The organism is Pseudoalteromonas sp. Of11M-6 (assembly GCF_022347905.1).
Lineage (GTDB): Bacteria > Pseudomonadota > Gammaproteobacteria > Enterobacterales > Alteromonadaceae > Pseudoalteromonas.
Genome location: NZ_JAKRFW010000041.1, coordinates 36,841 through 50,163, shown reverse-complemented (window position 1 = coordinate 50,163; position 13,323 = coordinate 36,841). Strand labels below are relative to the sequence as shown.

The following is a 13,323-nucleotide window of genomic DNA, read 5'->3' as shown; positions in this document are numbered from 1 at the left end:
AAGTGAATATCAGGATCTTATCGCTTAGCTTCTGTACCAATCGAGTGTGAGTGACACTGAATCAGCAAACCGTAAAGCGTGCGGTTTATCTACGGTGACTTTTGCATATGTCACGTCTTGATGCTGATGACATTCAGCGAGTATGTCGGCCACTAATTTCTCAAGTAACAAAAAATGCCCTTCTTCTACCAGTGTGATGACAGCTTTGGTCACCGTTTTGTAGTTAAGTGCGTGAGCCACGTTATCATGATCTAAACATGCCGTATCCGCTGGGTAGTGAATTTCAATATTGATCACGACATCTTGCTTTTTTTCCCGCTCCTCGGGATTAAAACCAATAAAGGTACGTAGCCTTAAATTCGTCACCTTAATAATGGCATTCGACATAGCGTGCTTATCCTTTCACTAACTGTAAAAATTCGTTGCGGGTTTTGGGGTCGCTTCTGAAGTTACCAAGCATGACAGACGTTCGCATACTAGAGTTTTGTTTTTCAACCCCACGCATCATCATACACATATGTTTGGCTTCGACGATCACGCCAACGCCTTTTGCGCCGGTGACTTCCTCAACGGCTTTGGCGATTTGATGAGTTAGCTGCTCTTGGATTTGAAAACGTCGGGCAAACATATCAACAATGCGGGCAAATTTAGACAAGCCAAGCACTTTACCGTTAGGTATATAAGCGATGTGACAACGGCCAACGAAAGGTAGAAGGTGATGTTCACACATAGAGTACAACTCTATATCTTGGACCAGCACCATATCATCGGCATCCGAGCTGAATACCGCGTTATTGGTGATTTCATCCAGTGTTTGACGGTAGCCCTGAGTCAAATATTCCATCGCTTTCGCTGCGCGCTTTGGCGTATCTAATAATCCTTCGCGGTCTGCATCTTCACCCACGGCGTCAATAATCGTTTTATAACTCTGTTGTAATTTGTCTTGCATAATGCGTTACCTCAAATGGCGGCCACCGTCGATTTGTACCGTGCGTCCTGTCATATAGTTGCTAGAGAGTATCATGTCGACACTATTGATAACTTCTTTGCTACCAGGCTCAATTCCCATAATAGACTTTTTCAAGGTTTTTGCCTTGTACTCGTCACTATCGTCTTGATTAAAGATGATAAGAGAAGGTGCAATGCTATTCACTTTGATGCTAGGTGCAAACTTAGCGGCAAATGACCGAGTTAAGTTATCTAATGCAGCTTTACTTGCGGCATAGGCAATGTGTTTTGGACTGCCTTTTTCTACTACATAGTCAGTAATATGGATCACATCGCTGACATTATTGCTAGCTGTCAATAAGTCGCTCAAGGCATGATTGATCAAATAAGGGACTTTAGCGTGGATCCGCATCATATTGTCGAATAATGCTGAAAAATCAGGGTTGTTGGCTTCACAATCCCAGCTCGATGCATTGTGGATGATGGCACTGAGTGCGTCGGTATGGGCACGAATTTGGTTGTTGAGTTGCGTGATTGCTTCTGGCTCGTCAAAATCAGCCTTGATACAAATGGCACCTAGCGATGCTAGTTCATCGATAACTTGATGTTTGGTGCGATACGTCAATATGACGGCTTGCTGTTTAGCGAGAAAGTGTTTCACCAAAGCAAGTCCAATGCGCTGTGCGCCACCAGTAATTAAAATAGGTGCAGCTGCGGGGCTCATACGTTAATCACCTTGTGAATTGAGAAATTAAGGTTGGCAGGATGAATAACTGGTTATCTCCTGCCAACAATACTATTGTTCGTCGTATACCGTAGGAATTGGTTGACGCTTGTGTTGGGTGCGCTGATAAATGGCAATAAGTTTGTCGTTTACTTCACTGCTAACAGGCTTACCTTCAAGGAAGTCATCAATATTGTCATAGCTTAGTCCTAGCGCTTCTTCATCGGAAAGGCCTGGGCGGTCGCATTCGAGATCGGCTGTCGGTACTTTATGTACTAGTCCCGCAGGTGCCCCGAGAAAAGCCGCTAGTGCGCGAACTTGGCGTTTTGACAGGCCAAACAAGGGCGCTAAGTCGCAGGCGCCGTCACCAAACTTGGTGTAAAAGCCCGTGATGTTTTCAGCGCTGTGATCGGTGCCGACGACTAAACCGCGAGTCAGGCCTGCTATTTCGTACTGCGCTACCATGCGCTGGCGTGCTTTTACGTTTCCTTTAATAAAATCCACGCTGGCTTGTGAAGGCAGTGGCACGCTTCCACCCGCCATGGCTGCAAGTGCTTGCTCGTGCATGGCATCCGCCGCAGGCTTGATGTTGACTGTTAAGCGCTGACTCGGTTGGATAAACTCAAGTGCAAGTTGCGCTTCATCTTCATCAGCTTGAACGCCATACGGCAAGCGCATGGCAATAAATTTATAAGCCCCAGTACCATGTTCAGCATTGAGTTCATCGATAGCTAGCTGACATAGACGTCCACAAGTTGACGAATCAACTCCTCCGCTTATGCCAAGCACAAGGGTGAAGCAGCCAGAGGCTTGTAATCGTGCTTTTAAAAATGAGACACGTCGTTTGACTTCAAATTCCGGGTCAATAATTGGCTGAACTTTCATTTCGGCCATGATTGCTTCACGCATACTGGTTCCTCAATACTATCGGGGCGATAAACTTCTATTATGTTGGTGCTGACGCGCTTTTTAAAGCCCTAAATGTGCTTTGATGGTGGCGAGCTCTTGTTTTAATTGCTCAATCTCGGCAATTAAGCTTTCGATTTCGCTGTCATTTTGGGTGCCGGTTATGGCTTTTGCAGGCGCTGTTGATTCAACGACTTGGTCACCAAACAAGTGTTGATAACGACTTTCTCGTTTTCCAGGCTCTCTGGCAAGCTTAACTACATAATCATGTTCTTGCATCGCACTTAATGTCGCTTCAACGTCCTGTACGGAGCTGAACTCTGCGAGGCGGCCGCTGCGGGTACGCAATTCACCTGGAGTTTGTGGTCCACGCAGTAACAACAAACAGATAATCGCTTTTTGTTTCGCGTTGACTTTAAGGTGGCCAAAATCACTGTTACAAAAGCGCTGGCTGTACTTGTCGACGCGGCCAGAGAGTGCTTCGTCGCAGGTAATTAAGCGTTTTTCTTGTAGGCGAGTCAGTGTGTCTAGCACATCATTTTGAGAGAGTTCCATTACCGGCTCGCGATTCGACTTTTGATTACACGCATTGGTGAGGCCGTTGAGTGACATGGGGTATTGTTCTGGGGTGGTGACTTGCTTTTCTATTAAGCTACCCAGTACGCGTTGCTCTTGAGTATCTAATTGCATCACTTTCCTTATTTTTGTTGTTGCTGATGAGATGTATAACATCATCTTGATAGTAGCAATATAATACCAATATTTACTGTAGCAAAGTGTGCGAGCTAACTTTGTTGGGCCGTAGACGAAGGTGCCTGCATTGTTTGCTGTGGTTTTACTTGCAGAAGTTTGGCTTTTAGCTCATCAAAGTCAATGGGTTTGGTGAGGTAGTCATCCATACCTGCATTGAGGCATTTTTCTCTATCACCTTGCATCGCGTTGGCGGTTAGTGCAACGATCACGCTATTCTGATGGTTTTTTCCGGCAACACCTTGGCGGATCTGCTGTGTTGCCTGATAACCATCCATCACCGGCATCTGACAATCCATTAGAATAACATCGTAAGGTTTGTTAATCGATTGCAAGTGTGCAAGTGCTAACTCTCCATTTTCTTGGCAGACTACTTTTGCACCTAAACGTTCTAACATGGTTATCGCAACGGTTTGGTTTATCCGATTATCTTCCACTAATAAGATTGAGCGTGCTAACAAGGGTTCAGCACTGACCGGTGAATCGGCTTTGACGGATTTCGGCTTGTCTGGATCTTGATAATCAGCGTTGAACACCTGAAGTGCTGCATATGGCGTAATGGGGTAGTACACCCGCTCACAAGAGGAAAATAGCGAGAGCGTTTCACTACTTTGTTCTTCAACGGCAACCACATGAGCGATCTGTTGTTGTGTTAGCTGCGTTTTGAGTGCTTGTTGCTTTTTCCGTGGTATGGCATTGAGTAACTTGGCATCCAAAATAACAGCAAGATGTGAGGATGGTTGTTGTAGCTGAGTCATGAGCATATCAAGTTGCTGCACGTGTAAGCACGTGATATGCCAAGGCTTCAGTAGTTTACTATAGTCTTCATTGATTTCGCTTAATATATATAACGTTGAATTATCAGACTTTTCATGCTCGGTAATGGGTTTGGCAGCAGTTAGTAGCACATTACAGGAGAACGTGCTGCCAACGTGTTCTTTACTAAATGCTTGTAGGTCGCCACCGAGCAATTGAGATAATTGCTTTGCAATGGTGAGACCAAGCCCTGTACCGCCATATTGCCGAGTGGTTGATATATCTGCTTGGGTAAATGAATCAAAAACTTTATTGAGCTTTTCCTTTGATATACCGATACCTGTATCTTCTACACTGCACCAAAGCCGAGTTTGCTCGCCCGTTTGTTCTGTATGGCAGCTTAATGTCACTGAACCATCATGGGTGAACTTAATTGCATTGCTTAGCAAATTATTGAGAATTTGTTTGAGGCGATTCGGATCAGTTTGCGCGGTATGGACTTTCATACCTGATAAATCGATATGCAGCCGGTTATTGTTGGCATCAGCGGCGCGCACAAACCCAGACAGCATATTACTGAGCATCTCGATAAGATCGCACTCAACAAATTCTATCGTTAGCTTACCAGCCTCGATTTTGGAAAAGTCGAGAATATCATTAATTATAGTGAGCAAAGATTTCGCTGAACTATGTGCCAAGGAGAGCTGGTGGTGTTGAGTCGAAGTGAGTTGTGAGTGCATGACAAGCTCAACCATACCCATTACACCATTAAGTGGGGTGCGTATCTCATGACTCATGCTGGCTAAAAACTCAGCCTTCATTTTTGCGGATTGCTCTGCTAAATCTTTATCAATGATGGCTTGATTTTTTGCCTTTTGGTGGGCTTTATTGATAAAAAGGCTTCCTAACATGGCGGCGATAGACTTCATTAAACGGAGATCGCTTTGACCCCAAGCTGGACTTATTATGTCGTACTCTGCACAAAGAACGCCTAAGGTTTGGTTTTTATGACTGATAGGGCAGCAAAGCATCGCCTTAATTTCAAAAGGCTCAAGGTACGTTGTGGTGAGGGCCATTGTTGTTGGGTGGTTTTCAGCTTGTTCCGCGGCAATTATTTGGCCACTCTCAATTTCATTGAATAACGCAGGCGCTATTGCTTTTCGCCAAGGAGGAAAGTGCTCTAAGTTATCCATCGCTGCATTTGAAAAACACACTGGGATCAGCTGGTTTTTATCCTCATTAAATTGCCAAATGCTAACTTTATTAACCTCCACTCCTTTGCTACAGGTATCTGCACAGAGTGTGAGTGCTTTGCTGAGATGGTTATTTAAGATGGCTTCGTGAGAGCTCAAATGGGCAAGGAGCTCATTATTTTTGGCGAATTTATCATGTTCCATCTCCATGATTTTGCGTTTATGAATATTTTGAATGGAACCAAAAATGTGGTTAGTGCGTTTGCCACTGCGAATAGCGCGTGCTTTCACCAGCACCCATAAGTCATCCATCTTTTGGGTTTGGATGATAAATTCTTCTTCGAACTCATGGCCGGTTTTTATAAGTTCATCAATACAGTCTTGCAAGCGCTTTCTGTGCAAACCTGCTTTGAAAAACTCTGTCGTATTCATCCAAGTAGGCTGAAATTGCCTTGGCACGCAGAAAATACTACGGGTGACGTCCGACCAAATAATATCACGGGTTTTGACGTTAATTTCCCATGCGCCAACTTCTGCGAGTATGCCCATATTGGTCAGTGATAAGGCATTGCGTTGAAGTTGTGATAGCAGTCGAGTGATAAAGATAAATGCGGCAATAAAGATGACAATCAGCGCGATGATTGCTAAGCGAAAAGGCCATACTGCAGTTACTGCTGGTTGCCAGCCAATGCGGGGCACGGCGTAGAGTTCCCACTCACCGGAGGGCACATTAACACTAAATGCGATGGGGGCAAGCGAATGTATATTACTGTTGCCATAAAAATAATCACCTTCTCGGCCTTTGCCATCCACGCCTTGAATCGCAATCAGGTATTGACTTTCTAATGCGGTAAAGTTTGCTTGTTGATAAAGGTTATCCATATCGAGCACGACAGAGAGTAACCCCCAGAAGTGGGTTTTATCAGTGTAAACTGGAACTCTTGCGATTAAACCAGTCCCGCCCTGAAGTAATTCTAGTGGCCCTGCCATCACGATTTCGCGACTTTCTTTGGCGAGTAATGCGCCGTATTTTTGCGTCGGATGGGTTTGATAGTTTAGGCCTATGGCTTTTTCATTGCCTTTTAAAGGATAAATATAGTCGAGCCGCATATTTGGGGCTGCTCCGATATTGCGAAGGGTTCGGCTACTATCGAATAAGGGTTTTGCGAGCTGTTCGAAGCGAGCTTGAGATAGCTCGGATTGACCTGAAAGGGCAATGCCTAGCCCTCTGACAAGTTGTACATTTTTTGCCAGAATACCCTCTATTTTAGTGCGGTAGACATTCACTTCCTCGGTCGAGCGACTCTTTTCTATTGCGATTAAGCGGCGATAGTTTACTTGATCGACATACCATGCCACCGCAATGATCACGACCAGCAGAAGCCAGAAGCTATATTTCACAAAGCGAAATTTAAGTGGTGATGTCGATAGTTCAGAAATCATGGTGCTTTTGTGTTGAAGACGATGATTTAACTATAGTTCAGTCCTCACAAAGCGAAATCTAATTGAGCAAAATAAAACGTTTTAACTTGATTGTCTTATAACTGTGACACAGTCGAGAATATTGGTTTATTGGCCGATGACATGATATACCTTCCAACTGTATATTTAGCACATTGTAAAGGATAGCCATGCTTACTTGGATTAAACGAATTGTTGTCGTACTGCTGTTGCTCGTATTACTAGGGACAGCGACCATCTATGGTCTGTTGGCATTGAGCTTGCCAGCTCTCGATGGAAAAGGTAGTGCTACGACAATTGAAAATACCGTGACGGTAGCGCGAGATGCGATGGGACAAGCAGTGGTATCGGCGGACTCGCGAGCAGATGCGTCCTATGGTTTGGGCTTTGCGCACGGCCAAGACCGATTTTTTCAAATGGATTTATTACGTCGTAATGCTGCGGGTGAGTTGAGCGAGTTATTTGGTTCCGCTGCAATAGGTTTAGATGAAAGGATGCGATTTCATCAGTTTAGAAAGCGAGCTGAGTTAATTGTACGGTCCTTACCGAGTGCTTATCGATTAACTCTTGAGCGTTATACTCGTGGAGTGAATGATGGTCGAGCGCAATCTGGGTTCACCAGTTTTGAATATTTGCTATTGGGATCAAAACCTAAACCTTGGCAGCCAGAGGACAGCTTGCTAGTTATTTTCAGCATGTATCTAGATTTACAAACAGCCAACTATGAGCGTGATGAAGCCTTGATAGCCCTTAAGCAGCAATATGGTCAAGGTATGCTCGATTTCATTTTGCAGCCCAGCCACCATCAAGCCGCATTAGATGGTAGCGTAATAACGGCACCAACTGCCGCTATTCCAATCTTAGAGCCGCATCTGGCGCAAATTCAGCCCCAGCATATTGAAGATGTACCGTTATATGGCAGTAACAACTGGGCGGTAACCGGTGCGCTGACGAAAACAGGAGCGGCTATGCTATCGGACGATATGCATTTGGGTTTAAGCGTACCATCAATTTGGTATCGCGCGCAGCTAAACTATCAGGAACAGGGTAAAGAGGTACAAGTCACAGGCGTGTCGTTACCTGGCGCGCCTGCCATCGTTGTTGGTAGCAATAATCACATCGCATGGGGATTTACGAATGGCTATCTAGATGCTGCTGATTGGATAGAGCTTAATAGCGACACCAAAACACAGCAGATCGCTGAAGAGATTATGTTACCTAGCGGTGAGGTGCATACCTATCAGTTGGAAATGAGTGCGTTTGGCCCAGTAAAGCAGTTGGGTGATAAAAAGCTTGCGCTGAGTTGGGTTGCTCACCAGCCCTATGCAGTCAATCTAGAGCTCATTCAGCTTGAGCTGTTCTCTGAAGTTGGAGAAGCGACTGCACATGCCAAAAATGTGGGCATTCCAATTCAGAATTTGGTCGTGGTGGATAGTCAAGGTAGTGCAGCGTGGACGCCGATTGGCGCTATTCCTGCTCGCAAGTTTGCTCATGATACTGCGGTGAAGCAGGAAGAGTATGAATCCTCTTGGCAAAATAACGAGAGTATTCGCCCGGTGGTACAAGACCCTGAAAGCGGTAAGTTATGGACTGCAAACGCTCGAGTCGTGTCTGTCGCGGATAATCAACGCTTTGGTGATGGCGGTTATGCGCCAGGTGCACGCGCAGCACAAATTCGTGATGGCCTGATTAGTAAGCAAGTTTTCACCGAAGCAGATTTCTATCAGCTGCAACTAGATAACCAAGCGAAGTTTTTAACGCCTTGGCATGAGCGTTTAGTCACGCTATTGCAAACGCAAGACCCAAGCTCCTTTGATAAAGACTTAAAGTTACTTAAAGACTGGCAGGGCTGCGCGTGTGCTGATTCAGTTGGCTACACTTTGGTGAAAGCTTATCGCAATGCCTTGATAGACACATTATATGCGCCGTTAGAGCAGTATTTACAAACGCAGAGCCTGTCGCTGAAGTCTGTTAAAGGTTATTTCGAACCCGGTCTTTGGCAGCTTTTAACTGAGCAGCCAAATAGCTGGCTTGGCAGCTATAGCAATTGGAATGAACTTGAGCTGGCGGCATATCAACTAGCCAAACAAAAACTCAGTGAACGCTATGGCAGTAATATGGCCGCTTGGCGTTGGGGAGATGTGAATGCACTTAAGGTGCAGCACCCATTCTCCAAACAAATGCCTATGCTAAGTGGATTGTTAGATATGCCAACCACACAAGCCTTTGGTGATACCTTTATGCCAGCAGTGCAAGGTAAGTCATTCGGTGCATCACAGCGCTTTATTGCACAACCTGGCCATTTAGAAAATGCGATTTTAACGGTTGCTGGTGGCCAAAGTGGACATCCGCTATCACCATTTTATCGTACGGGGTTTAATGACTATGCTGGAGGAGGTAACACCCCTTTGTTACCGGGCAAAATAACTCATCAGATCGTCATTTCACCTAAGTAAGGCTTTGCACTGAACGTATCGGAGGGGTTAACTTACGCCCTCCGATACACGCAAAATCGGTGCTGCGGTAACACGGTTTCGACCTGAATGTTTGCTGTCGTAAAGCGCAGCATCTGCATGTTGAATGACGACCTCAAAAGTTTGACTAAGGTCCCAATTTGCAACGCCAAAACTCATGGTGACTTTAAGTATTTCGTTTTCAAAACTGGTGGCTTCGACGGCTCGTCGTAATTTTTCCATGCGCTGCATTGCCTCTCCACTAGAGCAAGGCGCCAGCACAATTAAAAACTCTTCACCACCCCAACGAACGGCAATGTCTGCAGGCTGAATATGTGCTTTGATTGTTTCGGCCACGCTTTTTAAGATTTGATCTCCTTTGTCATGGCCAAAGGTGTCATTGATTTTTTTAAAGTGGTCGATATCCGCCATCACCAAACATAAAGGAGAGTGAGTAGAGATACAGTTTTCTTTAGCATGGGTGATTAATTCGCGCGCATAGCGACGGTTGAACATTTGAGTGAGCGGATCGTGTGCAGCGAGTTCTTCTAATTTGTCTCTTTGTTGCACCGTCATTTTACGTATGTGGCTGATTGTGTAGATCATTGGAATACCACATATGAGCACATTGGCAAAATGGACATAGGGAATTAACTGTTGATAGCGATATTGATAGGCAACATCACCAAACAATAATTCTAAGACTGCGAATAGCGTGATCAACACAACGGAATAAATCACGGCATTGCGTAACCTGAGTTGGTAGTCTAACAACATGAGGCAAGACACTGTCCAGAGATAGTACTGAAACCCGAGTGACATGCCGAGATAGGCACACACCAGCGTCGCATGGACGGCGACTTCAAGGCAGAAAACCCGCAGTGCAATAGAGGGCTTACTCGCATCAATGAGTTTAATGCCAACGTACCACATCAGCACACTACCCACGTTGACCCAAGCAAGTATGTTCACCTCTAAATGCCAAAATACACCAATGAGGCCAGCGTGTAGCCACATGCAATACGCGGCCACACGTCGTAATAATGCAAATTTTAATGCTTCTACTTGGTCTGGTTTGCTATAAGGGTGGTATTTAGTCAAACGTAAGCTCTTGTGGTATTCACAATAAAATAAAGTATAGAAGCTCTATTGTGATTTGCCGTCTATTTGACCTAAGCTCTGGTTATTCGCTCAGCATCCAGCAAGGTTGGCTGTAGTAGAGTGAGAGATAGATGATAAAAGCTTTGGAGTTGATATGTCTGTAGAAAAAGCGCGGATCACGCTATGTAACCTAGAAAAGTCTGACTACGATCAGGTTAAATCATTAATGGATGAAGCCTATCCTGATCTCGGTGGTGCGTGGCCTAGTCATACGATATTTAGGTTGATTGACCAGTTTCCTGAGGGACAGATCGGTGTCAAAGACGGTGAGCGTCTCGTCGGTATCGCGCTGAGTGTTCAAGTTGACTATCAAACCTTTTCTAACCCGCATACCTATGAAGACATTGTTGACGCGCATAGCCGAATTTTTAGTGATAGTAATGCTGATGCGCTTTACGGGCTGGACGTAGTGATAGCCAAAAGCCATCGTGGTCTACGTCTTGGTCGACGACTGTATGATGCCCGTAAAGAGCTTTGTCGTCAGTACAACTTGCGTGCGATTTTAGCCGGTGGCCGTATTCCGCTTTATAAGCAATTCCGTGGCAGTATGTCGCCAATGGAGTATATCAACAAAGTCGATCATAAAGAATTACACGACCCCATTCTAAGCTTCCAACTCGCCAACGACTTCCAAGTAAAGCGACTGCTTAAACAATATTTGCCGGAAGATCAGGACTCCGAAGGCTATGCGACCTTACTTGAGTGGAATAACATTCTCTTTGAGCCCACCGATACCGTGATCGAAAGTAAGAAAACCATCGTCAGAGTGGGGGCAGTGCAGTGGCAGATGCGCCGGGTGGAATCGGTAGAGGAGCTAATGAAGCAAGTTGAGTATTTTGTGGACACGGTTTCGGATTACCAAAGTGACTTTATCTTGTTCCCTGAGTTCTTTAACGCGCCACTAATGGGGCTCGGAAGCTATAGAAATCAGACCGAAGCTATTCGTGCGTTGGCGACGTATACCGAGCAGTTTAGAGCCGCTATGTCGCAAATGGCGATTGAGTACAATGCCAATATTATCACCGGCTCTATGCCGCTACTTGAGGGCGACAAGCTCTATAACGTCAGTTACTTGTGTCACCGCTCTGGCAAAGTGGATGAACAACGTAAAATTCATATCACCCCTCACGAAGATTACGATTGGGTTATCAAAGGCGGTGATAAAATTGAAGTGTTCGATACGGATGCGGGCCGAGTAGGGATCCAAGTATGCTACGACGTGGAGTTTCCAGAGTTATCGCGGATCATGGCTGAAAAAGGGCTGGATATTTTGTTTGTACCATTTTGGACTGACACAAAAAACAGTTATTTAAGGGTGAGGCACTGCGCGCAGGCTCGTGCGGTTGAAAACGAATGCTACGTGGTTATCGCAGGAAGCGTTGGTAACTTGCCACAGGTAGAAAGCTTAGATGTGCAGTACGCGCAGTCAGCGGTGTTGACGCCATCGGACTTTGCTTTTCCTCATGATGCCGCGCTCAACGAAGCAACACCAAATACGGAAATGCTGTTATTTAGTGACTTAGACTTAGATAAACTCAAAATATTGCATAGTGAAGGAACGGTGCGTAATTTACGAGACCGAAGAAAAGACCTGTATTCTGTGGAGTTGAAACAAAAATAGTATGGCGTGGGTTTATTTAATTATGGCTGGCCTGTTTGAAATAGGTTGGCCCGTTGGTCTGAAAATGGCGCAACAAGCCGATACTCGTTGGCTAGGCATAGTGATAGCCGTTGGTTTTATGGCCTTGAGCGGCTGGATGTTATGGTTGGCGCAAAAGCAAATTCCACTGGGTACCTCGTATGCGGTGTGGACGGGTATTGGCGCGGCAGGCACATTCTTAGTGGGTATCTTTTTCTACGGTGACCCAAGTAGTTTTATGCGCTACTTGGGCGTGTTACTTATCATCAGTGGGGTCGTGGTACTTAAGTTAGCATAACCAAAATAGCCGCAATGGCGATGAGTAAGAGTCCCATTGAATCGCGCTTCTTTACCGGCGCTTTGAGCCACAAGAATGAGATAAGCAAAGTGAAAAACACTTCGATTTGGCCGAGTGTTTTCACGTAGGCGACATGCTCAAGGCTCATTGCGCTAAACCAACCTATAGAACCGATGCAACTGCTAACACTAATTGCCAGCGTCAGTTTACGACGTTGCCACAGCACGCGCCAAGAGTGTGGTTCGCGTATCGTCAAATACATACTCAACATCACAGTTTGGCAAACCAGCACTAACAGCAACACCCAGGCTGCACTGTGGGGGAAAGGTAGGCCCGATGCGATACTGGCTTCACGCACCCAAAGAGAAGTGAGCGCGAAGCTTGTTCCACAGGCAAGTCCTACTAGAGCAGTTTGACCATTGAAAGCACGCAGGCTAAACCCACTCAATAACAACACCGCGATGGCGCCGATAAAGACACCAAACCAACCGAGTAAAGTTAAGCTCGAGCCAAAAAAGAGTACGCCCAAAATCGCCGCCACGAGTGCCTCACTCTTCGCAAGTCCAGCACCTATGGCGTAATTATTTTGCTTAAACAGCACCACCATTAACCCCGTCGCGATGATCTGCATGACACTGGCCCCCAGCACAAAGGCTAAAAAGTCATCGTTAATGACGAGCGATTCTGCAGGAGTGATCTGATAAAGGCTCCAAAGATATAAGCCTGCAAGTGGGCTGGCTAAAATAAATCTTGCTAAGGTGACGCTGGCTGTGGAGGCGCTTTCACTCAATTTGCTTTGAAAAGCATTTCGCCAAGCCTGAGAAAAAGCCGCTAGTAAGGTGAACAAAATCCACATGAGAGGTGACTCTACAATGCTCGAATGTGTATCAGCATACCGGATAGGAGCGAGTCTGAATAAATGCATTTTCGTGATAGTGAAAATAATTCAATGTGTATTCAAGGTGCTACGGAAGCATTCTTGTGGTTGGCGTACTGCGACAATTTGCCACATGTTCAATTTTCAGTATCACGAT

The 13,323-nt window shown here is 45.5% G+C and carries 11 protein-coding genes; 3 read left to right on the top strand and 8 right to left on the bottom strand.

The features are described 5' to 3' along the window. Positions 1-24: 24 nt before the first annotated feature. The 6 genes from folX to MHN32_RS17685 form a co-directional block, all read right to left on the bottom strand. Positions 25-387 carry a dihydroneopterin triphosphate 2'-epimerase gene (folX, locus tag MHN32_RS17710; protein WP_010378103.1) on the bottom strand — a complete coding sequence of 121 codons (363 nt, stop codon included), beginning with the start codon at positions 385-387 and terminating at the stop codon, positions 25-27. Positions 388-394: 7 nt separating this feature from the next. Further along, positions 395-949, bottom strand: coding sequence for a GTP cyclohydrolase I FolE (gene folE / locus MHN32_RS17705; RefSeq protein WP_239422425.1), 555 nt, complete (start codon positions 947-949; stop codon positions 395-397). 6 nt (positions 950-955) lie between these two features. Further along, entirely contained in the window at positions 956-1,672 is a 717-nt protein-coding gene (gene folM, locus MHN32_RS17700; protein WP_130163249.1) for a dihydromonapterin reductase, read from the bottom strand. Positions 1,673-1,744: 72 nt separating this feature from the next. Further along, positions 1,745-2,581 (bottom strand): ammonia-dependent NAD(+) synthetase, encoded by an 837-nt coding sequence (nadE, locus tag MHN32_RS17695; protein ID WP_039490991.1) that lies wholly within the window; start codon positions 2,579-2,581, stop codon positions 1,745-1,747. A gap of 60 nt (positions 2,582-2,641) precedes the next feature. Next, positions 2,642-3,268, bottom strand: coding sequence for a DUF480 domain-containing protein (locus tag MHN32_RS17690; protein WP_239422424.1), 627 nt, complete (start codon positions 3,266-3,268; stop codon positions 2,642-2,644). 95 nt (positions 3,269-3,363) lie between these two features. Then, the gene (locus tag MHN32_RS17685; RefSeq protein ID WP_239422423.1) at positions 3,364-6,720 is read right to left on the bottom strand and encodes an ATP-binding protein; all 3,357 of its coding nucleotides are present in this window, start codon (positions 6,718-6,720) and stop codon (positions 3,364-3,366) included. Positions 6,721-6,908: 188 nt separating this feature from the next. Here MHN32_RS17685 and MHN32_RS17680 point away from each other — a divergent pair, with 188 nt between their 5' ends. Next, a complete protein-coding gene (locus MHN32_RS17680; RefSeq protein ID WP_102055825.1) occupies positions 6,909-9,194 on the top strand; it encodes a penicillin acylase family protein in 2,286 nt (761 codons plus the stop codon). A gap of 27 nt (positions 9,195-9,221) precedes the next feature. On the opposite strand, the gene MHN32_RS17675 is transcribed toward MHN32_RS17680, so the two are convergent. Beyond that, positions 9,222-10,292, bottom strand: coding sequence for a GGDEF domain-containing protein (locus MHN32_RS17675; protein ID WP_239422422.1), 1,071 nt, complete (start codon positions 10,290-10,292; stop codon positions 9,222-9,224). A gap of 154 nt (positions 10,293-10,446) precedes the next feature. On the opposite strand from MHN32_RS17675, the gene MHN32_RS17670 reads away from it, so the two are divergent. Beyond that, positions 10,447-11,973, top strand: coding sequence for a bifunctional GNAT family N-acetyltransferase/carbon-nitrogen hydrolase family protein (locus tag MHN32_RS17670; RefSeq protein ID WP_010378119.1), 1,527 nt, complete (start codon positions 10,447-10,449; stop codon positions 11,971-11,973). 1 nt (position 11,974) lies between these two features. Beyond that, positions 11,975-12,289, top strand: coding sequence for a multidrug efflux SMR transporter (locus MHN32_RS17665; protein ID WP_010604216.1), 315 nt, complete (start codon positions 11,975-11,977; stop codon positions 12,287-12,289). Here the strand turns inward: MHN32_RS17665 and MHN32_RS17660 are convergent. Further along, entirely contained in the window at positions 12,276-13,145 is an 870-nt protein-coding gene (locus MHN32_RS17660) for a DMT family transporter (RefSeq protein WP_239422421.1), read from the bottom strand. The genes MHN32_RS17665 and MHN32_RS17660 overlap by 14 nt on opposite strands. Positions 13,146-13,323: the final 178 nt, after the last annotated feature.